The following is a 21,525-nucleotide window of genomic DNA, read 5'->3' on the forward strand; positions in this document are numbered from 1 at the left end:
TAAAGTGAGGAATGTATGGCAAAGAAGTCTGAAAGCAAAACACTGGCCGAGAAACCGACTGCCGACGAAGGTAAACTAAAGGCACTTGGTCTCGCGATGGACCAGATTACCAAGCAGTTTGGTGATGGTTCAATTATGAAGCTCGGTGAGTCGAAGAAAGTTGATGTTGAGCTATTGTCCAGCGGCAGTTTGAGTCTTGATATAGCATTGGGCGGCGGGTACCCGAAAGGACGCATTATCGAAATTTATGGTCCAGAGAGCTCGGGTAAAACCACGCTGACGCTCCATGCTATCGCCGAAATTCAAAAACAAGGCGGCACCGCAGCGTTTATTGATGCCGAGCATGCGCTTGATCCGGCCTACGCTAAGCGGCTCGGTGTCGATACAGAGAATCTTTTGGTTAGCCAGCCCGATAACGGCGAACAGGCGCTTGAAATTGTCGAAACGCTGGTACGCAGCAACGCCGTCGACCTGATTGTTATTGACAGTGTTGCGGCACTCGTCCCACAAGCTGAAATAGATGGTGACATGGGCGATAGCCATATGGGTCTCCAGGCACGACTGATGAGTCAGGCACTCCGCAAGCTCACGGGTATCATCAACAAAAGTCACGCTACTGTGGTCTTCATCAACCAAATTCGCATGAAAATCGGCGTCATGTTTGGTAACCCTGAAACCACCACTGGTGGTAATGCATTGAAATTCTATGCTAGTGTACGCGCTGACATTCGCCGTATCGGTCAGATCAAAGAGGGCGAAGAAATCATCGGCAACCGTACCAAGGTAAAAATTGTCAAAAACAAGATCGCGCCGCCATTCAGAACTGCTGAATTCGACATCATGTATAACGAAGGTATCAGCAAGACAGGCGATGTACTCGACCTCGGTGTACAGCACGGTATTGTCGGTAAGAGCGGTGCATGGTTTGACTATAATGATGCAAAGATCGGCCAGGGCCGTGAAGCCACCAAGAAGTACCTCAAGGAGAACCCTAAGGTGTTGGCTGAAATCGAGCAAAAGGTCCGAGCAAAAGTAGCTGCCGAAGTGGAATAGTGAAAAAACGCGCTGTTATTTTACACGGCACCGACGGCAGCCCAACTCAGCTTGCCTGGCAAGTATGGCTGAAGGAACAGCTTGAAGCTAATGGCTACGAAGTTTATTTTCCGCAGCTTCCCGAGTGCCATACGCCGAACTTGGCTACGTATGATAGGTTCTTAAAAGATTCGGGGTGGGATTTCGCTGACAATATTGTCATTAGCCACTCATCTGGGGCAACGACTGCACTCCATCTCTTGCAGCAGGACTGGTTCCCTCACGTGAGGGCTACGGTGCTCGTCGGTACATTCTTAAATGAGAGGCTCTTGGACGCAGCTAGCTGGTATGTAAAAGGCCAATTCGATCATCTGTTTGTTGACGAGCTTAGCGTTGACACCATCAAGGCGCGCTCTACATCATTTTATTTTGTTCACGGGGATGATGATCCGTATTGCGACTATGGCGAGGCGGGGCAGTTATGTAAGCGGCTTGGTGGGGAATTCATTACTCTTCACGGAGCTGGCCATATTGGTAAATATGCTAATATCCAATCTATCCCATCTCTTATGAAGGCGCTAAAAGATAGTAGAGTGTTATAGCGTATTTGAAACTACTATGAAAATTACCAGCATCTCAGCGCAAGTTCGTAACCCCGATCGGGTGAATATTAGTATCGACGGCATGTATCGTTTGAGTTTGGATATCTTACAGGTCACTGATCTAGGAGTGAGGGTTGGCAGGGAACTGGGGGAGCAGGAATTGGCCGAACTCGAAACTGAGAGTCAGTTTGGCAAGCTCTATACTCGTGCTCTGGAATATTGTCTGATGCGGCCACATTCAGTACGCGAGGTTCGCGACTATTTGTATAAAAAAACGCTTGCAAAAAAGTATAAAGACAGGCAAGGCCAGCTTCATGAAAAAAATGGCTACCTCCCCGCTCTCACCGAGCGTGTATTGACAACATTACAACAAAAGAAATACGTTGACGACGAGCAATTTGCACGCTGGTGGGTTGAAAACAGGAATCTTACAAAAGGTACTTCCCTGCGCAAACTAACCGCTGAGCTGAGGGCAAAAGGAGTGAGTGGTGAAATAATCGATCAGGTGATGCGGCAATCAGATCGCGATGATAAAAGTGAGCTAGCAAAAATCATTGCGAAGAAACGATCAAAATACCCTGATGATCAAAAAATGCTTCAATACTTAGCGCGCCAGGGTTTTTCATATGATCAAGCGAAAGAAGCATTGGCCGAGTAATAACGATACTATTCTTGCGGTTGTATAGAATCCGCCGCTGGTTCAGATTTGCGGAATGGATTAACATAGCTTGCTGCGGCTTGGTTGCGCTCAGGCTCGGGCGCTTTCGCTTCGGAATGAACAACAATTGCATCATTGTTGATTTCGATAATTTGGCTGCGATGAATAAGTAGTTCAGTATCAGTAAAGCTTTTTAGAAATGGCCGCTTAACGGTCAACTGTTGTACAAAAAATCCATTTGTCTCAAGTGTGAAGTCGGTTACCTTACCGAGTCGCTGTCGTTTTTCATCCGCTATAGTCATTCCGACAAGATTAAACTTAAGTTTGTAAATCTCATGTAATTTAATGACATCCCCGGGCGCAACAAATTCGTCACTCGAGTCGACTATCATACCAACATCACTGAGCTCGCGCACGTCAGCGATGCGTACTAATGTTGGATGGCTTTCTAACATAGCACCATCTAGTTCATAGGCGACGATTGATAAGTTGCCAGGATCGATAATAGGGCGGCCGAGCTTTGCTAGTTCACTACCGGTTTGTAGTCCCATAACGGGCATATGAAGCAGTGTTGAGCCAATAAGTATCATGAGCCGGTAAACGGGTTTGTCCTTCCTGCCGGTACCTCAAGCGGCTTAGCTTCACTCGTCGTTTTGCTGAGTTTTTTAACACGTTCCATTGTTTTCTGGTCAAAGACTGCAGTTGATTGGGAGTTGGGGATATCGGTGTTTGAGCTAAGCGTTTGATTAAGCATAAAGGTGGCGACCGATAAACCACCGACGACAGTGAGCACAAACACTAGTACATGGAAGCGATGTAGAAAATGTGTGAGCAGAGCGCCAATTTGACTGATAGAAATAGATGATTTCATTAGCGGATATAGACCTCTATTGTTAGAATGTCGCTTGAAACGAGAGCGCCATCTTTTGCATCGGCAGTTTTCGATAACCCTACCTGTTTAATATGCATGATGAAGAGACTTTGTTCAATATAGTGCAGGAAATTAAGCATACGAGTGTATTCCACGGGGTTCTTTAGGGCGACGGTGATCGTCATTGATTTAACTCCTGATGGAGCTGTCATAACAGCGGCTGTGGTGGCTGTTCCAGACGGTGTAGTCGCCGATGTTTGTTGTGAGTTTGTAAAACTGATACTTGTAATGGTCAGGCCGGCCTGGGCGGCATACGATGGCAAGATGGTATTGGCAATATCTTGATACTCATAGCTTCGACTTTGCGCTACAATGCGCGAAGCACGATCAACGACGTCGGCGTTCTCCTCGAGTTCTTTCTTTGTCGTTATTAGGTCTTGTAAGCTTGAGTTACTTGCCTGTGCCTGTGACGCAAGTGAGCGTGATGACTGTGAAAAATCTGTTAATATGCCGTAGCCAATTGTAAACACTCCAACTCCAGCTCCTGTCAGCATAACCAGTAGGATGGCGAGGATTAGCCGTAGTTTTGTGGGGGTAAGGCTCGCCGGCTTCATGACTTTAGTAGGTCCTTAGAAAAGATAACATTATAAATGACGGAAAAGTTATAGCCTCCGTTGCCGTTTTCGACTTGCGTAGTTGACTGAATACTCACATCGGAAAATGCCCCTGATTCTTGTAGTTTTTGTTTGCCTTTCGTTGCACCGACAAACGACGTGGTGTGGGCGTTAAGCGTTGATGCGGTACCAAATGTGTCTGGGTTGATTGTGAGCGAGTCAAGGACGACATCGGCGGGAAGTGTCGTGGCGATCTTCATAAAAATTGAAGTGTAAGGCACTTGTTTATCGAGGATATATTTTGCCGTTGCGAGGTCAGACTGGAACTGAGAAGCGCTCACTTTTATTGGCGCATAGTCAGATGTCTTTGCGGCGTTTTCGGCGATGATCTGATTGTTACGATCATTTTCGGCGCTGATTGCAGCATGGAATGCTGTCATTTCAAGCACAATGATAACGATAAAGACGATTAGTAGAAAAATGTATCGCCGTAGAATAGTGTTAGTGCGAGCTGCGGCCAATTGCCTACGGTCATTTGGAGGAAGTAGATTGATCATTTCCAGATTTTCTCCCTGGGTATGTTTGCGAGCCCAGCGACAGCGATGTAGCGCGGACGGAACTGTTTGTTTGGTTCTTGGAGTGCGCCAAAATCTAATTTTTGCCATGGACTACCAACGCGCGCAGGCATGACCAGCTCATTGGTGAAGTACTCGCCTATACCTGGTACATTGGCTCCTCCGCCAACTACGAGCACTTGTTCAATTTTGCGATCGTCGTTTAGTCGTTCATTGTAATACCGAATCACCTTACGCACTTCGGTCGTAATGCGCTGTAGGCTTGGGCGAAGTGCGGCGGTGATATTCGCCTGCTTTGGTCCTGCGCTAAGACCATTTAGCACCTTTAGCTGGTGGGCATTTTCGAGTGCGACGTCGAGTTTCTTGGCGATATCCAGAGTAAAGGTGTTGCCACCTATACCAACCCCGCCCGATACACGGATTGCGCCTTTATCAAGGACGGCGATATCGGTGTTTGCGGGACCAATATCGACGATCAACGTTGATAAATGGCCTTCTTCGGTTGCCTCAATTACGCGCGCAACGGCATTGATACTCGGCTCAGCCATGACAGGAGTCAATCCAACGGCACGGACGGCGCTGAGACAGGCATCAACTAACGTCGCTGGTACTGCCGCCATAACAACAGTGAGGGTATCTTTCGTGCGTTCGATAATCTCGTAATCAAGATAGAGTGAACCAAGGGGGATGGGGATGTATTGATCCACTTCGACCTCTACTGCTCCTGCTAGCTGCCTTTCTTGGGAGGCTGGCAGGGTAAACGTACGAGAGAAAGTGCGTCCGGTCGGTAGTCCTACAACTACATGGTCGGAGTCAAGTGACCCAACAATATTTTCTTTGAGTAGAGTAGCAATACTCTCCTTGAGGTAGGCGTCTTCTTGGTTATCCATTGATACCTGAACTTTTGCAGGGTCGAGATCGAGTGACCCATAACCAAGAACCAACCACTTTTTTGGGTCGATAGACATGACTTTAATGCCAGTTTGGCTGATGTCAAGTCCGATGACTGGTTTGTCTTTGTAGAAAAGTTTTGACATTGGTGCCCACTAATAGAATTTCTCTCCTGTATAGTATAGCATGAGCAGGATAGAAATACTCTAGCTTTTGATGCTTTGTGCCAAGCCGGCAATCGGCCCCATAACACTCGCAGCAATCAGTCCAACCATTGACCCCATAACGACAATCATGACCGGTTCAATAATGGAGCTAAGACCATCAATTGCAACGTCAACCTCTTCTTCATAAAAATCAGCAACTTTTACTAATACAGTATCAGTTTGACCCGTTTCTTCTCCTACGGCTAACATTTGCGAAACAATGGGCGGGAAGAGGTCGCCTTGCGCCATCACCGCAGAGAGCTGTTTGCCATTTTTGACCTGATCGGCCGCATCAATAAGTGCTTTTTCGTAAACAACATTTCCTACCGCATGAGCGGTGACATTGAGTGCCTCGAGTACCGCCACTCCCGCTCCCATGAGTGCAGAAAAAGTGCGGGCGAATCGCGCGACGGCAACTTTCTTAATAAGACTTTTGATAACCGGGACTTTTAAAACGAACCTATGGAATATCGCGCGCCCATTGGGTGATTTTAAGTAACGAATGAAAAGGATGATTAGGACGACAAAAACCGGTAAGAGAAAAAGTCCATATTTGATGAGAAAATCACTAATGCCAAGCATAAACTGGGTGAGCGGCGGCAGCTGCGCGTCGGGACCGCCCAGGTCTTTTAATATGCCACCAATTTTCGGAATAACAAAAAGCATCAGTCCAAAGAAGGCACCAATAGTGATGACAATCAGTACAGCCGGGTATGTCATAGCACTTTTGATTTTTTTACGCATCGTGGCGTTTTTTTCTTGCTGAATGGCTAGGCGTTTTAAAATGTCATCAAGAATACCTGCCGCCTCACCAGCGCGCACCATATTGACATAGACGTCATTAAAGGTGTTCGGATATTTTGCTAACGCATCGGCAAGAGTTGAACCCCCTTCGACATTTTTAACGATACCCTCGACAACAGTTTTCAGTGCTTTGCTATCGGTGTGATCATGAAGTGAGGTAAGGGCACGGAGGATCGGTACCCCGGCACTCACCATTGCGCTGAGCTGTCTGGTAAACATAACGAGATCATCATTTTTGACTCGATTTGCGCCAAGAAAATCAAAAAAACTGAATGACGATTTATGCGTCGAACCCTCTTTAAGACTGATTGGTTTTAGGTCCTGTTTTGCAAGCATAGCAAGCGCACTTGTGCGATCCTGTGCATCGAAAGCTCCTGTGGCTACTTTGCCCTGTGAATTTGTCGCCGTATATAGGTAGTTGGGCATGGTGGGCTATTCCCTTGTCACTCTCAGGACTTCTTCAAGTGTTGTATTGCCACGTAGTGACTTCACAAGCCCATCAGTTTGCATTGTGATCATACCTTCAGAAATTGCTTGGTCTTGCAGCTGATTGCTTGTGGCATTGGCTACGATCATTTGTTGTACCGGTATGCTGACGCCTAATACCTCATAAATTCCGATGCGCCCCTTATAGCCCGTGTGGCTACATTCATCACACCCTTCAGGGTTGGCCTTCCAGAGGGCAACTACTGTTTGTTCACTGGTACCCATGGGGGTGTCGCCACCCACTTTTTGATCAACAGCTTGCTGTTCAAGCTCATGAATATGAGCGAACGTTTCACCTTGGCGGAGATTGAATAGCTTGACTAGTTCATCGATTTCTGTTTGCGTAGGCGTGTGCTGCTGGCGACATACCATGCATAGTCGGCGCACTAAGCGCTGACCAACGACTGCTTTTACGGTACTGGCAATTAGGAAAGGTTCGACGCCCATATCGAGGAGGCGCGGCAAGCATGTTGCGGCATTGTTGGTGTGAAGGGTGCTAAAAACCAAGTGACCAGTGAGCGCTGCCTGTACACCAAGATTAGCCGTTTCGCCATCGCGGATCTCTCCCACCATGATAATATTTGGGTCTTGGCGTAAGAGGGCACGTAGACCGTTTGCAAAAGTCATACCAGCTTTGGGGTTGGTCTGTGTCTGGTTCACACCGGGAATTTTATATTCAACTGGGTCCTCGATGGTCGATATATTCACATTGGGACGATTGAGCATCGTTAAGATACTAAAGAGTGAAGTCGATTTACCACTTCCGGTCGGTCCAGTAACGAGTACCATACCATTTGGTTCGGAGATAGCTTCCGAAACTATTGCCAGCGAGTGTCCCCAATAACCGAGGTCGCTTAGCGTTACTGCTTGGTTGGATTCATCGAGAATACGCAGCACAACTTTTTCACCATCCGCGATAGGGAGTGTACTGACGCGAAGCGCGTACTGTTTGCCCGCGACTTTAATTTTGAAGCGACCATCCTGTGGTACGCGGCGTTCGTCAATTTTTAGATTGGACAAGATTTTAATGCGGCTGACGAGCGCACCCAGCACATTGCGCGGTAGCTGGTTGACTTCGTTTAATACACCGTCAATACGGTAGCGGATCTGTACAAAGCTTTCGCGTGGCTCGATATGAATGTCGGATGCCTGAGAGCGTATAGCATATTCGAGCAGTAGGTTGACTGTCTGTGCGATAGGCGAATCCTCTGCGACTTCAGCTTCAGTAACCTGTTGAGCTGTACCGTCATCTTCGCGTTGAATATCGATAACTTCGTTAAGTTCTTCGTTGACATCACCACGGTAATTCTCAAGACACTGCAAAATATTCTCTTGAGATGCGATGTAGATGCGAGTATTTTCACCGATTTCCTTCTGGATGAAGCTTACTGCTTGTACATCATCTGGGTCGTCCATGGCCAGATGAATAAGTCCATCATCATCGATCTGAAAAATAATGGCGTTGTATTGCCTGGCGATGCGCTCAGGAATGCGGTTAAGAACATCTTGAGGAATGTCACGGGGGTCAATTTCGACGTAGGGGATATCGGCATAATTTGCGAATAGCTTTTTTAGGGCGGGTTCATCGATGATTTGCTTCTCGATGACCTCGTCTTGCAAAGCTTTATTCAAACGAGTGCTCTCTTGCTTGAGAGCATCTAATTGCTCATTGGTTGCGATGCCACCGTTTTTGAGCAGCTTCACTAATGTATCATCTGAAATGCGCATACTGCTTGTGCCTATTGTATCTGATTATTGGTTACCGCACCAGCCCTTAGATTTTCCCGACTTCTAACGCTTGACACCAACCGTCTTGGATTATGTTATACTGATACCGTATGGAATTCGTGATATCATCAGTCGAAGCAATGATGACCTTCGGCAACAAACTTGGTGCAGTCTTAAGGGGTGGCGAAGTAATCGAACTGATTGGTGATATCGGCGCTGGCAAAACGACTCTCACAAAAGGAATAGCGCAAGGACTGGGTGTAAAAGACGACGTACAAAGCCCGACGTTTACAATCAGTCGTACGTATACCGCCGGGAATGATCTCGTACTTGCTCATTATGACTTCTATCGTCTTGTCGATGCGGGAATTATGACGATGGAGCTGCACGAATCAGTTAGTGATCCGCATATTGTCACAGTGCTTGAGTGGGCCGGCATTGTCGCAGGGGTCCTGCCTAAAGACACGCTTACGATCCGGATTGAATCCATGACCGAATTGTCACGACGTGTCACGCTGACAGCAGGCGGCGCCAAGGCACGACGTCTCATGGAGGTAGTTAAATGATTGTGTTATGGAATAGTGCTGCCGCCGCAGTGCACTGTACACTTGTTGACGGACAAAATCATCATGACTATGTATGGCAGGCCGATCGAACGTTGGCGCGAGACATCTTCAGTTTGCTGGAGGATGCATTGAAGGATCAAGGTAAAAAGCTCGGTGACATTGATTATATTGCCGTTTTTCGCGGGCCAGGGAGTTACACGGGTTTACGAATTGGTTTGACGGTCATGAACACTCTTGCTACTACACTGGGCGTGCCAATTGTGGGAGAAACCGGTGATAATTGGCAAGCTCGCTGTAGAGAGCGTTTGGCCAGCGGTGATAATGATCAGATTGTTCTGCCCGACTATGGCGGTGATGCGCATATTACAAAACCGCGAAAATAAGCTTGCGACACACACCGTAAGAGCGCTACAATAGATACATCTGACAGTTGTCAGTTTCCCAATCATCTTAAACTATTGAAATTTCCGATTCAGCCTGCATCATTACCACTTTGATCACATTTCCCAGTCGGTAGCTGTACGCATGAGTCAGAAGAAAGGACAGATATGATAGAGTATATTGCCGCTGCAGTGGGCCTTCTTGCTGGCGTAGGGGGAAAAGTTGTCTACGATAAACAACGAGTTACGAGTAGTAAGCATACTGCTGAGAAAGAAATTGCCCGAGCTGAACGAAAAGCTAGCGACATCGTCTTAAAAGCAAAGGACGATGCTTTGCGTATTGAGCAAGAACGCCGGAAAGAAATGCAGAAGGTTGAAGCCCGGCTTGCAGATCGCGAAACCGCGCTCGACAAGAAGCTTGACGAGCTTGACCGGCGGAGCGAAAAGCTTAGAAGTGCTGAAGATGAAGTCGAGGTTCTCAAGAATGATGTCCGTGACATTCGCACCAAGCAACAAGAGAAGCTTGAAAAGATTGCGGGGCTGAAGAAAAAAGAAGCGGCCGAGAAACTCATGCAAATGACTGAACGCGACATTAAAGAAGATCTGCTCGGACTTGTTGCCAAGCTGCAAAAAGATGCTGTCGACGACGCTGAAGAAAAGGCTCAGCTGGTGATTGTCAGTGCGATGGAACGCATGGCAAGTGAGGTGACAGCTGAGAGAACCGTCACCGCCATCAAGCTAGCCGATGAAGAAATGAAGGGGCGTATTATCGGCAAAGAGGGTCGCAATATTCAGACCTTACAGCGCGCAACTGGTGTAGACATATTGGTTGACGACACACCGGGAATGATTGTACTTTCGAGTTTTGATCCCATTCGTCGTCAGGTTGCGCGAATTGCACTGGAAATGCTGATGAAAGACGGCAGAATTCATCCGGGTCGAATCGAAGAGGTAGTTGCGAAAGCTGAGAAGCAAATTGAAAAAGAAGTCGTAATGGCCGGTGAGGATGCGGCACGCGAAGTTGGCGTTACTGGTATTCCAAAAGAACTGCTACGCCTTGTTGGTGAGCTTAAATTTCGTACAAGCTATGGTCAAAATGTCTTGATGCATAGTGTCGAGATGGCACACATGGCGGGGCTGATTGCTGAAGAGATTGGTGCTAATGTCCGCGTAACAAAGGTAGCCGCGCTACTACACGACATGGGCAAAGCAGTTACACACAAGGTTGAAGGCAAGCATCATCATATTGGTGCAGAACTTGCCCAAAAGGCCGGTCTTGCTCCCGAGATATGTCATGCAATCGAAGCACATCACGATGATATCGATGCAACCACGCCTGAAGCTATGGTGATCCGAGTTGTCGACGCCGTCAGTGCCGCTCGGCCGGGTGCACGCAACATTAGCGCCGAAAACTTTGCTGAGCGTATGCGTGATCTCGAAAATATTGCACTTGGCTTTAAGGGTATCGATAAGGCCTATGCGATTAGTGCTGGTCGCGAAGTGCGTGTCATGGTGCGCCCTGAATCAATTGATGACCTGAGCGCTATTAAAATCGCCCGCGACATCGCCAACAAGATCGAAAGTACTATGCAGTATCCTGGGACGATCAAAGTGAATGTGATTCGCGAAACTCGTGCGATCGAATTTGCGAAATAGCATGCAGGAGTTTAGTAAAGAAGAAACACTCAACTGGATGAGTGGAGTTGAAAAACGTATGTCCAGTGGGGCTGTCGCCTTGGTAACGAGCGACAATAAGGTGGTTGTTGTTAAGGCGCACTATAAAAAATACTGGTCATTTCCAGGAGGTGTCGTGGATGCGGGTGAAACACCGCGTGTGGCTGCAGCACGGGAAGTCGATGAAGAAGTGGGTATCGTTCTTGATCCTGGCCAGCTTGAATATAAATTTGTTGTCGATCGTGTCAGTGACATAGCTCAGACGTATCAATTTGTGTTTGAGGCGACTATCGATGCGGCCCAATTCGGTCATCTGCGACCAGCGGAAGATGAAATCGAAGAAATAGCGGTTGTATCACGGCAACAAATACAACATAATGACCGCTACTACTCGCAGTCCGCTCGCTTCTGGGCTTCGGGAGGTTCGGGATATATAGAGCAGCAGTTTGGAGCTGGAGCGCAGAGCGACATCTAGGTTCTATTAAGGGCAACCTGGCCAAGTGGTTTTGCAACCACAACTACTCTCCCCGCTTCGGGACCGCTAAGCTCGCAGCTATAAAGTGTCAACTTGGCGTCTGATGTGCGTGCTTCTATCTCGGTGTGCTCTGGAGTAACTGTAAACAACTGATCGATTTCGTAACCAAAGCGCGTACCGTTGTAGTCGACAACGATTTTGTCACCAACCACTAGTTTATCAATTGAAAAAAATGGCGACTTCGTAACTGTTTCTCCAGGCGTTGGGGCGAGGGTGAAACGGTGAGCGGCAATGATAAAATTTCCACCCGATTCAGGATCCCCACGTTCAGGGTATCGCCACTGAGCGCCATGTTCAAGTGCTGATATGCCTTTTCCATAGACAACATTCACGCCAATTTTTGGGATAATAATCCTGTTTTCTGTCTTTTTTGGTGACGGCAGTGTATTGACGTCGATAGGCTTCGTGAATACAAGTGGCGCGATTGCGGGTGCGCCAACTAGCGATAGTAAGTAGCCACCTCCGCATAGTAATACAACAGCCAGAAGTGTTGCTATGCGTCGAACCACGATTAAGTTACGTTCTCTCTTTATTTTAAGCATATTACCCCTATGGTTACCCATAGTATATCCGATTACAAGATAGCTGGCAACTTTATTTCGAAAACAATATATATGAAGGTGATAGTCGAGAGCCCTGCATAGCACGTACCGACCACTCACCATTCTGCAGCAGAGAACCCGACCACTGCCATCCTGTCATTCCGCCGCTGTCGCTAAGCGAATAGGGGAGGAAGCGTTCGAAACCCTGGCTGTTTGTAAAGCGTATCGTACAGTAGCTGCTAGCAGTCACAGTGCAGCCACTACTCATTGCGGCACCAGTCGAGAAGCTATGTTCAGAACGGTAGTCTCCGGTTTGCAGCAGTGTTGGTGAGATACCGGCCGTACTGTTAAGTGACGCGGCAATCGTCATACCGGTATTGCCATTGACTAGACCGTGGCCATACTCATTGGTATATGTAGCACTATTCATTCCAGCTACTTTTACGGCGCTTCCATCGATAAGTGCGGTAATTTCGTCAGCTGTTGCAGAAGGGCGAAACGACAGAATTAGTGATGCCAGACTAGCCACAAGTGGTGTCGAGAATGAAGTACCATAAAGGCTACCGGAGTAAGCGCTCGTGTAGTTGAAGGTTGCGGGATCATTTGGCGTTGCTCCTCGACTAATGAGGGGTGAAACAATAGCCCCAGAACCTGGAGCAACAACATCAAGTCCGGGGCCATAACTACTGAATGTTGCTCGTACATCATTGGCATCTGATGCGCCTACTGCGATAACGTGACTATAAAGGGCAGGATAGCTCATTGCACCGGGCTTCGAAGGGTTGCAGCCGTTTTCACTACCAGTGCCGCAATTACCGGCTGCGGCGACAATGACAACTCCGTGGCTATAGGCATAATTAATGGCCGCTTCCATTGCGCTATCTTTCGTATCTCCGCCAAGACTCATACTAATAATCTTTGCACCATTATCGACCGCATAGTAAATTGCTGCCACGATGGTACTTGTCCAGCCGCTGCCGTCATCGCCAAGTACTTGCAGTGGCATAATTTTAGTGTTCCAGTTGAGACTAGCAATTCCCTTGCCGTTGTTGGTGGTAGCCCCAACGAGTCCTGCAGTAGAAGTCCCATGAGAAACAGCGACGAATGGATCTCCAAGGTTACTCCCAGAACAGGTCTGCTGTTCTTGATAGTAGATGTCATCACCAGACTGTCCGGCTTGGGGATTATTATTTGTAGCATAGCTACCCACACCATCTGGGGCACATGGATTGCCGGTGGTCTGGTACCGACCATAGAAGTTCCAGCCTCTCCAATCATCACTATAGCCATTATTGTCATCATCACAGCTGTTCGATGATTTGCTGACACTCACGCCAGTCCAGCAGTGATCACTAATTTGTGTCATGCCCGATTCGCCAGGGTTAATGTACCACTGTGAAGCCAGGTCCTCATGCTGCAACGCAAACCCGGTATCAATAACCGCTACTACAACGGGCTCTCCAGTTGTGTTTGACCAAACACCCGGGGAACCCATATGGGTCAAGGCCCATGGTGGGTAGAGAGTGCTAGTATAAAAAGGATCGTTTGGGGTTGTAAGTGCTCTATAGGGGTATTCAGTAGTAATATCAGATACAATGGCAGCTTGCTTTGGCGCTTCAGCGTAAGTGGTGTCAGGTGAGCTGTATCGTGTGGATGTAGCAGGCTCTGTAGTATGAGAAGAAGGCGAAGCGGGTAAGTCTGGTGTGGCCTGTCCACTGGTTGTACCTACAACACCACCGATGCGTTGCGAAACACTGATGGGAGATGTTGGAATAACCGGTGACTCTGACTTACTGGTATGTACCAAAGTAGTATAAATAACAAGTCCCGCCATAAGTGCGATACAGAACGACGTTATTACTATGAGCGAAGTGTTGGTTTTCATGACAGATGTCAGCTACTAGTATAGTATGTCGCAAGCTGAGAGGCAAGAGATGTCTACCAGACACTATCAAGATCAACACGCAGCAGTTTTACCGCCAGCAGTTGCGTCCCAAACCAGACGATAGTCCAAATGAGGCAAAACCATGCGACTGCCCAAATAGCAGCTGGGTCAAGTTGGGGTATTGATGGGGCTGCAACTAGCACAATACATCCCGCTACTGCCACAATGAGCTTAATAATTGTCATCGATTTATACGTGAGTCGGACGAGTTGTCTACGAGGAGTTTTCTTACTATGGGCCAGGGAGAGTGCAACTACTTGCGCTGTGGCGCGAGTGATTCTTGCGCCGCCCCTGCCGATTTGCCGTGGAAGACGTATCACGTATATGGCGGTAAAACCCAGGATGATAAGGCTAATCGCGGTAGCAATGACAAACACAATCGGAGAGAAGGCACCAAAACCAATCGTCTGTGTTTGTGGTACGGCACGGGGTGCATCGGTAGGAAATAATATTGAATGATCACCACTAATAAATGGGTAGCCTAGAACGACGAGCGCCCAGCCCCATTGCGAGAGCAAAGATAAATAGCCGAGAGTTCCAAGTGAGTTCACGACCCAAAGGCGTCTTGAAGCGGTTTTCATACTTCTATCATAGCAAATTAAAATAACCACCATAAAGGTGGATAAATTAATTGGTCGGGGTGAAAGGACTTAAACCTTCGACCTCTCGGTCCCAAACCGAGCGCGCTATCAACTGCGCCACACCCCGATATATTGGTATCAATCTACCCCAGTATTATACCTTAGTTGGACAAAATGTCTATATGCGACCTTCGTTGGTAGTAAAATTTAGTACAATAATGACATGAAGCGATTTCTCAAACGAACTATGCGCCATGTGAATACAAAGAACCTTCCTTACATGATCGGTTGCGTTGCGGCGGTTGCGATGGTAGCGAGCTTGTTTATTGGAATGAAGCAAAGTGTTTGGTTCGACGAAGCATATTCAATACTCGTGGCCCGCCACTCGCCATCGGAAATCATCTCACTCACTGCCGTTGATACTCATCCCCCTGCTTACTACTTACTCCTTCATGTATGGGGTGCTATGGTGGGATGGAACGAATTTGCACTGCGCAGTCTGAGTGTTCTCGCTTACGGAGGCTCAATCTTTGTCGCTGGGCTCTTGGCGAAACGACTGTTTGGTACGCGCGCAGCAGTGATAACAAGCATCTTTCTGCTCATGGCGCCCCTGTTGATGCGCTATGGATTCGAAATAAGAATGTACGCACTTGCGTCGCTAATAGGGGTACTCGCAACGCTATGTCTAGTTGCAGCTCACGAGTCGCCAAGGAAGTGGTGGCTCTGGGTACTATATGGCGTTCTAGTTGCAGTGGGAGTTTATACACTCTACTACCTCGCCCTACTCTGGATTGCCCATCTCGTATGGCTGCTATATATTGACCGCAAGCAACGTCAAACATTTTGGCGACAGTCTTGGTTGTGGTCCTACGCAATAGGAATCGTGCTCTTTCTTCCTTGGCTGCCAACATTCCTTAAGCAGGTCAATAACGGTGCTCTTGCGAGCATTGGCCAACCGATGAATTTCGAACAGCTTATCGGTATCGTATCGTTTAACGCACTTTATAAGCCATTATGGCAGATCTCGGTGCTTGAAACACCGCTAATGCTATACGTACTGGTGGTAGGGTGTTGGTTTGTTGCTCGTGCTTACAAAATGCAGCGTAGTACGAAGTATCTAACGCTTCTTTTGCTTTATATCGGTGTTCCCGTGCTTGTGCTGGGTGTTGTATCGCTGTTTCGACCGATGTATGTTGAACGCTATTTGTCGCATGTTGCCGTAGGTCTTGTCATGTTGGTAGCGTGTTCGGTTGCAATTGTGTGGTCATATGATCAATCGCGACGTGTCGCTGCCATGAGCGTGTCTTTCTTTCTGATTATGGCACTTGGCACACTTCAGCTTATGAATGTCGGCAACTTCAATTTTCAGCGCATGGAGCACCCGAAGGTAGACGAAGTCACTGTTTCGATACCGTCATGTCGGTCTACCGATACCGTGGTTGCTGCTGATCCCTATGTAGCAACCGAGCTGTCATACTATTTACCGGCATCATGTCGTATGTTGTTCTATAGCGATACCGCCGAACTTGGCGGTGGTTACGCACCCTTTTCTTATAGTGATAGGCGGCTGGCTTCGAAAAACTTGCCTTTAGTAGGGCAAAACATGTGGTATGTGTACTATGGACAGCCGCAACTGGTGCCAGACACTTCGTATCGACGCACAAACATTAGTACTCTTGGCACACTGACGGTCACTCGCTATGAAAAATAATCGGCGCTCATTGACAAAGCTTGATATTGCTCTACTAGGTTCTGGACTCGCGGTGACATCGGTGCTCAGCATTGGTAACATGACGCGCTGGTCAGTATGGTTCGATGAAGCATTTAGTGCGATGATTGTTCGCCATAGCTTCATCGATATCGCTCGCTACACGGCAAATGATGTTCATCCGCCACTTTACTACTGGTTACTAAAGCTTTGGACGATGGTGTGGGGTCATTCACCACTAGCACTTCGGTCGCTTAGCCTCGTGTTACTGTTGGTTGCAATGACAGTCGTTTTTGTGTTTGTTCGGCGTGTATTTGGGCGCCTGGCTGCAGTGGTTAGCTTGCTGCTCATTTCTATCGCACCCATGCTTATTCGCTATAGCGAAGAGGCGCGCATGTATACGATGACGTTGGCAATCGTTGTTGCCGCAACATCTGTTCTTTACGAAGCCACTCGTCGTCCTACTCGACGCAAATGGTTGCTCTACGGGATACTGGTCGGGGTGGGGACTGTCACTCATTATATGACGCTTATCATGTGGGCATCACATTGGTTGTGGCGTTGGTATGAGGTACGGCAGGTGAGCTTACGCGGTCAACTAAAAGCGTTCTTTTCGCCCGAGTGGCGCCGGGCGCTGCTCGTCACACTAGGGGTGGTTGCACTTTGGTTACCACTGCTACTGTGGCAGGTTATCAACATACAGGGTGGAGGATTTTGGATTGGTCCGGTATCGGTGGATACGCTGTCGAACTATTTGACGAATCTTTACCTGTACTACGATCACCACCAGGTCTTTAGTTGGCTGGCTGTTGTGCTACTGGCGCTCATTGCGCTGACTGGCGCGCTTGCTCCTGTCGCCTACCGTCAACTCGCCAGTGAGGAGCAGCGAGGCTATCGACTGATTATCTCTATGGCATTTTTGCCACCAGTCATTCTGATGTTAGGCTCTCTCCCTCCTCTTAGGCCCGCATTTGTTGATCGCTACATTCTCGCAGCAATCTTATTCTGGTCGGTATGGGTTGGTATAACCTATGCTATATTGCTACGCAAAAGTGGCCGACAACAAAAACTAGTTGCGGGTATGCTAGCCGCAACAATGGTGATGAGTGTTATGGGTATTGAGCATGTCTATGCGATTGGCAACTATAACAAAGATAACAATAGTCCGCACACTGTCCGAACGATTATGGAGCTGGTAGATCGCGAGACAATGGGCGTAGAGCCGGTCGTTGCAGAGTCCTCCTGGCTGTTCTTTGAGGTGGCATACTATGAAACGGCAAAGAATCCAACATTCTTCCGCTCTGAAGACAGCACGAAAATTGGTGCATATGCAATGCTTCGTGATGATGCCAAACGTAAGATTGTGAACACTGAATTATTCACCAAGGATTACGATAAATTGTGGCTTGTCGTCCGTAAAGACTCTATTCCGACGATGTCGGCAAGTTTCAATGGCTGGCGCATCACGAGAATATTGCAGACTAACACAAAATCATCAGAACTACGCGCGGTAGAAATGCGACGCTCTGGTGTTTAGCGGGGAATGATTTTTCTTATAAGCGGCAGTCGGATGACTCCACAGGTAAGCAAGACGGTTGCGAGCCCGAGCACAGTATTGAGCAGCCAATCATTCGACTTCACAAACAAAATGGTTGCTATGCAAAGGATAAGCCCATGGACAATATACGCAGTGAGCGAGTGCGTACCGAAATACTCTACAATGCCGAACGTATAGCGCGACAAGTAGGATGTAATACGGTTAAAAAGTAGGATCAGAGAAGTAAACCAAATACCAGTTAGCAGTAACCGAGCTGGCATAAACGGTTCGGCCGAGAAGATGCCGTTGACTTCTGATGAATGGGGGACGATTGTCGGAAAAAATATATAGATTACGGAACAGACTAGAAAAAACGCGCCAATGACGAGGGTGCCTATTTCGGCGAACTGGCGCCTCTGCACTGTAAGGTTGGCCCACCAGTGCCGTATCTTATCGAGGTAAAAACCAGCGATAGCCGGTATGAAGAAGAGAATTTGCCACTGCATCCACTCGCTACCAAGCCCAAAGCCACAAATGTAGAGTAGTACCGATATGACACCAAGGAGCCGTACGTAGTTATTGCGTAGCAACCATACGGCGCCAATGGCAACAAATAGGAAGATGGCATAGAGCGCTAAAAAGTGGATCCACACGTGGGGCATTTGGAGTGTAATAAGTCGATGCCACATATACGGCCAGTTACCGACTGGACTGTCAAACCATGGCAGCGGACCAATGCCAGAGTACCAGGTGATAGTGGCATAGACAAGCGTCATAATGACTGTCCATATATAGAGAACTGCTGAGCGTGCAAGTAGTTTTTTCGCGATGACAGGGAATGGGGTTGCCAGACCCTTATATCCCCGTACATAGCCGACGAGTAGGCCAGATATCATGACGAAGCCTTCGGCAGCGGTCACCCATAGACGACCGGTGCCAGTAATCAGCGCCCAAAAACTCGGGAACCGGTCGAGATGATCAATAATAATAACCAGTACAAAATATCCACGCAAGTAATCGAGTGCTAGGAGGCGACTGGCGCTGGAATGGGCCTTCTGAAGCATGGTGTCCATTATAGCAAAGGATACTTGTAGCAGCGGGAGAGTATAATAGTACTATGAACAACACCCCTCCATACCCAGCACCATCCTTTACTCTTAAAGACGTAGATGGCAGACTTCACTCACTCGAAGATTATCGTGGCCAGTGGATCGTGCTATATTTTTACCCCAAGGATGATACCCCGGGCTGTACTATCGAGGCCTGTGGTTTCCGTGATATGAGCAAAGCGCTTCTTGCAAAGAAAGCGTCTATAATCGGCGTGTCACGTGATGAACCGGCGTCTCATGCAAAGTTCCAAGCTAAGTACTCGCTCGGCTTCACACTCCTTTCTGATCCGGATCATAGCGTGATGGATCGATATGGCGCTTGGGGGAAGAAGATGTTTGGGCAAGATGGTGTATTACGCAAGACGTTTATCATTAATCCTTTAGGCGAGGTCGTAAAAGTCTATGGGCGCGTTACCCCAGTCGGTCATGCCGAAAAAGTTGTGGCTGAGCTCGAGCGTCTCCAGTCTATTTAGCGAGGTCGTTTTGCTGCAGCTTGTCGAGCCGCTTCTGCCAAGTGATCATCGATAACTTGGGGGTGATAGGTGCCAAACTTCCTTAAAATAGCTTTTTCGATCAGATAATCAGCCACTGCTGGGTTTTTGGGTAGTAGTGAACCATGCAAGTAAGTTCCAATTACGTTTCTATACCACGCCCCCTCAGTCCCATCGCTGCCGTTATTGCCTGCTCCTTTCACTACTCGGCCGAATGGTTTGGCACGCGCGCCAAGTGTTGTTTTGCCGCTATGGTTTTCGTAGCCTATGATTGACCCAAAGATTTCGTTTTCAGTGACAATATTGCCGATCATACGCTCGTCGCTCCCATGCGTTTCAACATCGAGCAGACCGATACCCCGTAGTGTGACGCCGTCTTTGGTTTTGAAAAAGTGTCCGAACTGCTGGTAAAGGCCGCAGATGACGAGTATTGGTACATCATCTTCGGCAAGATCAACTAGCTTTGGGCCAATTTTCAGTAAGTCTTCACTAATCTTTGTCTGGCCGCTGTCCTGCCCGCCACCACCAATCACCAGGTCAACTACTTCAGGAAATTCATCACCGGGATTGTAGGTCATTACGTTTACGTTATAGCCGTGCCATTCGAGCCGGCGCCTAAGTGTGAGGGTATTGCCCCAATCGCCATAGATATTCATATCACGCGGGTAGAGCTGTAGAAGGTTGATGGTATTGTCGCTACTCATAGCACCGCCTCAACTTTTGTGCGCTTTCCGAGCTCGCGCCGGATAGCAAGCATTGCCGTGTACGTACAGTAAATTCGTTTCGGTTTGTCCATGTAACTATCGATCAAAAAGGCTAGTCCAGTGGCCAAATTCTCATCGACCTGGCGAAAATCCACCTCATCATATTGGAGCCGAAGGGCCATGTCGTAGGCGCGCACTCCACTAACCACACTGACACCTGTTTCTTTCAAGCTCGTGAAGTCAACATCCCACAGCCAGCTCATGTCACGGCCATCAGCATAGTTGTCGTTAATTGCGATCATTGTTGCGTACCCATCTGGGTCAAATGATTTGAGGCTAAGACGAAAGCCAGCAGGGTTTTTTACGAGTACTAGTTCACAAGCATTGCCGTTTATCGTCACTGATTCTCCACGACCAAATGCTGGCGTGACTGACTTTAGGGCAGCCAGCATGGCTGGTTCATCAAGATTATCAGCCATAATCATTCGGGTAAGAGCCACGGCGCCGACGGCGTTTTGGACATTATATATTCCATTGAGCGCTAAGTCGATCGCATGATGTTTGCCATCGTAACTAATAACTGCATGAGTGCCGTCTATCGAGTCAAGGTTGACATCATCAATTTTTGAGCCTGTCATGCCGGTTGGGGAAGACGCCTCGTGAAGTTGATCGTCAGAAGGGAAATGTGTGAGCAGGTCGGCGTGTACTCCATATGTACGCACTGGGACAGAGATCGCTTTTGTAAATGACGGATTACCGAGCCGGGGGTCATCACGATTAATTACTACGCCGCCCTTTGTATGCAAGGCGACGGTGCGTAAGAGCTCTGCTGTCTTGTCAATTTCTCCAAAGCGATCGAGTTGGTCGCGCATGACATTGAGGAAGAGGCAGTAGGTTGGAGCTATCGACTGAGCAAAAAGTACGGCATAGGCTTCGTCAAGCTCGAGAACGGCAATATCAGCATGGAGTTTGCCTCCTGCGTCGACTTCACCAAGCAGGGCTGCTGCAACGCCTCGGGTAAAGTTGCTACCAGTTCGGTTGGTGAATACGCAGAGGCCTTGGCTTTCGAGAAGTTCAACAACCATTTTAGTTGTTGTCGTTTTGCCATTGGTACCGCTAATGACGATAATACCACGAGGGAGTTGCATGAGTGTGCGGCGAATATAGCCTGGGTCAATTTTTTCAACGAAAAGCCCAGGTAGCGCTGAGCCCCCACCGCGCAGCTGCGCCAGTGAGCGTACCCCTTTGCCGAGAACAGTCGTAAATGCTTGCTGCATATACTTAGT

Annotated in this window: 23 protein-coding genes and 1 tRNA gene; 10 read left to right on the forward strand and 14 right to left on the reverse strand. The window is 48.1% G+C overall.

Translation table 11 applies throughout. From position 1 onward, the window contains the following. The first annotated feature begins 15 nt into the window (after positions 1–15). Genes recA through IPM09_00400 form a run of 3 tightly spaced genes read left to right on the forward strand, consistent with a single transcriptional unit; the run spans position 16 to position 2,292 of the window. A complete protein-coding gene (recA, locus tag IPM09_00390; GenBank protein QQS22004.1) occupies positions 16–1,053 on the forward strand; it encodes a recombinase RecA in 1,038 nt (345 codons plus the stop codon). After that, a complete protein-coding gene (locus tag IPM09_00395) occupies positions 1,053–1,634 on the forward strand; it encodes an alpha/beta hydrolase (GenBank protein QQS22005.1) in 582 nt (193 codons plus the stop codon). Before recA ends, IPM09_00395 begins: the two co-directional genes overlap by 1 nt. Before the next feature lie 16 nt (positions 1,635–1,650). Then, positions 1,651–2,292: a RecX family transcriptional regulator gene (locus IPM09_00400; protein QQS22006.1), complete on the forward strand. Its 642-nt coding sequence runs from the start codon at positions 1,651–1,653 to the stop codon at positions 2,290–2,292. An 8-nt stretch (positions 2,293–2,300) separates the two neighbouring features. Here IPM09_00400 and IPM09_00405 read toward each other — a convergent pair whose 3' ends face one another. The 7 genes from IPM09_00405 to IPM09_00435 are packed head-to-tail and all read right to left on the reverse strand — an operon-like array spanning position 2,301 to position 8,467. After that, complete coding sequence (locus tag IPM09_00405) at positions 2,301–2,852, reverse strand: PRC-barrel domain-containing protein (GenBank protein ID QQS22007.1); 552 nt, start codon at positions 2,850–2,852, stop codon at positions 2,301–2,303. 26 nt (positions 2,853–2,878) lie between these two features. Then, a complete protein-coding gene (locus IPM09_00410; GenBank protein ID QQS22008.1) occupies positions 2,879–3,163 on the reverse strand; it encodes a hypothetical protein in 285 nt (94 codons plus the stop codon). Beyond that, complete coding sequence (locus tag IPM09_00415) at positions 3,163–3,777, reverse strand: hypothetical protein (GenBank protein QQS22009.1); 615 nt, start codon at positions 3,775–3,777, stop codon at positions 3,163–3,165. The genes IPM09_00410 and IPM09_00415 overlap by 1 nt, the downstream gene beginning before the upstream one ends. Next, positions 3,774–4,334: a PilN domain-containing protein gene (locus IPM09_00420; protein ID QQS22010.1), complete on the reverse strand. Its 561-nt coding sequence runs from the start codon at positions 4,332–4,334 to the stop codon at positions 3,774–3,776. Before IPM09_00420 ends, IPM09_00415 begins: the two co-directional genes overlap by 4 nt. Next, positions 4,331–5,389 (reverse strand): pilus assembly protein PilM, encoded by a 1,059-nt coding sequence (gene pilM / locus IPM09_00425; protein ID QQS22011.1) that lies wholly within the window; start codon positions 5,387–5,389, stop codon positions 4,331–4,333. The genes IPM09_00420 and pilM overlap by 4 nt, the downstream gene beginning before the upstream one ends. Before the next feature lie 60 nt (positions 5,390–5,449). Further along, the gene (locus tag IPM09_00430; GenBank protein ID QQS22012.1) at positions 5,450–6,679 is read right to left on the reverse strand and encodes a type II secretion system F family protein; all 1,230 of its coding nucleotides are present in this window, start codon (positions 6,677–6,679) and stop codon (positions 5,450–5,452) included. Between the two features lie 6 nt (positions 6,680–6,685). Next, complete coding sequence (locus tag IPM09_00435) at positions 6,686–8,467, reverse strand: type II/IV secretion system protein (protein QQS22013.1); 1,782 nt, start codon at positions 8,465–8,467, stop codon at positions 6,686–6,688. 110 nt (positions 8,468–8,577) lie between these two features. Here IPM09_00435 and tsaE point away from each other — a divergent pair, with 110 nt between their 5' ends. From tsaE to IPM09_00455, 4 genes are all read left to right on the forward strand, one after another. Beyond that, entirely contained in the window at positions 8,578–9,033 is a 456-nt protein-coding gene (gene tsaE, locus IPM09_00440; GenBank protein ID QQS22014.1) for a tRNA (adenosine(37)-N6)-threonylcarbamoyltransferase complex ATPase subunit type 1 TsaE, read from the forward strand. Next, entirely contained in the window at positions 9,030–9,416 is a 387-nt protein-coding gene (gene tsaB / locus IPM09_00445; protein ID QQS22015.1) for a tRNA (adenosine(37)-N6)-threonylcarbamoyltransferase complex dimerization subunit type 1 TsaB, read from the forward strand. The genes tsaE and tsaB overlap by 4 nt, the downstream gene beginning before the upstream one ends. Before the next feature lie 165 nt (positions 9,417–9,581). Beyond that, the gene (gene rny, locus IPM09_00450) at positions 9,582–11,069 is read left to right on the forward strand and encodes a ribonuclease Y (protein QQS22016.1); all 1,488 of its coding nucleotides are present in this window, start codon (positions 9,582–9,584) and stop codon (positions 11,067–11,069) included. Between the two features lies 1 nt (position 11,070). Continuing rightward, on the forward strand, positions 11,071–11,562 hold the full coding sequence (locus tag IPM09_00455; protein ID QQS22017.1) for an NUDIX hydrolase: 492 nt from the start codon (positions 11,071–11,073) through the stop codon (positions 11,560–11,562). Here IPM09_00455 and IPM09_00460 read toward each other — a convergent pair. The 4 genes from IPM09_00460 to IPM09_00475 all read right to left on the reverse strand — a co-directional run bounded on the left by IPM09_00460 (position 11,559) and on the right by IPM09_00475 (position 14,817). Continuing rightward, positions 11,559–12,164 (reverse strand): class E sortase, encoded by a 606-nt coding sequence (locus IPM09_00460; protein QQS22018.1) that lies wholly within the window; start codon positions 12,162–12,164, stop codon positions 11,559–11,561. The two genes, IPM09_00455 and IPM09_00460, sit on opposite strands and share 4 nt — an antisense overlap. A gap of 52 nt (positions 12,165–12,216) precedes the next feature. Then, a complete protein-coding gene (locus tag IPM09_00465) occupies positions 12,217–14,049 on the reverse strand; it encodes a S8 family serine peptidase (GenBank protein QQS22019.1) in 1,833 nt (610 codons plus the stop codon). Positions 14,050–14,102: 53 nt separating this feature from the next. Next, on the reverse strand, positions 14,103–14,690 hold the full coding sequence (locus tag IPM09_00470) for a hypothetical protein (protein ID QQS22020.1): 588 nt from the start codon (positions 14,688–14,690) through the stop codon (positions 14,103–14,105). Between the two features lie 51 nt (positions 14,691–14,741). Next, positions 14,742–14,817 (reverse strand) — tRNA-Pro (locus tag IPM09_00475). A gap of 96 nt (positions 14,818–14,913) precedes the next feature. Between IPM09_00475 and IPM09_00480 the strand changes: the two genes are divergently transcribed. Then, positions 14,914–16,401, forward strand: a complete 1,488-nt coding sequence (locus IPM09_00480) for a glycosyltransferase family 39 protein (protein ID QQS22021.1) — start codon at positions 14,914–14,916, stop codon at positions 16,399–16,401. Beyond that, positions 16,391–17,935, forward strand: coding sequence for a glycosyltransferase family 39 protein (locus IPM09_00485; GenBank protein ID QQS22022.1), 1,545 nt, complete (start codon positions 16,391–16,393; stop codon positions 17,933–17,935). Before IPM09_00480 ends, IPM09_00485 begins: the two co-directional genes overlap by 11 nt. On the opposite strand, the gene opgC is transcribed toward IPM09_00485, so the two are convergent. After that, positions 17,932–18,999 (reverse strand): OpgC domain-containing protein, encoded by a 1,068-nt coding sequence (gene opgC, locus IPM09_00490; GenBank protein ID QQS22023.1) that lies wholly within the window; start codon positions 18,997–18,999, stop codon positions 17,932–17,934. The genes IPM09_00485 and opgC overlap by 4 nt on opposite strands. Positions 19,000–19,052: 53 nt before the next feature. Between opgC and IPM09_00495 the strand changes: the two genes are divergently transcribed. Continuing rightward, the gene (locus IPM09_00495) at positions 19,053–19,517 is read left to right on the forward strand and encodes a peroxiredoxin (protein QQS22024.1); all 465 of its coding nucleotides are present in this window, start codon (positions 19,053–19,055) and stop codon (positions 19,515–19,517) included. Here the strand turns inward: IPM09_00495 and IPM09_00500 are convergent. Further along, entirely contained in the window at positions 19,514–20,239 is a 726-nt protein-coding gene (locus IPM09_00500; GenBank protein ID QQS22025.1) for a glutamine amidotransferase, read from the reverse strand. The two genes, IPM09_00495 and IPM09_00500, sit on opposite strands and share 4 nt — an antisense overlap. Further along, positions 20,236–21,516 (reverse strand): DUF1727 domain-containing protein, encoded by a 1,281-nt coding sequence (locus IPM09_00505; protein ID QQS22026.1) that lies wholly within the window; start codon positions 21,514–21,516, stop codon positions 20,236–20,238. The genes IPM09_00500 and IPM09_00505 overlap by 4 nt, the downstream gene beginning before the upstream one ends. Positions 21,517–21,525 lie beyond the last annotated feature (9 nt).

The organism is Candidatus Saccharibacteria bacterium (assembly GCA_016700015.1).
GTDB lineage: Bacteria > Patescibacteriota > Saccharimonadia > Saccharimonadales > Saccharimonadaceae > Saccharimonas.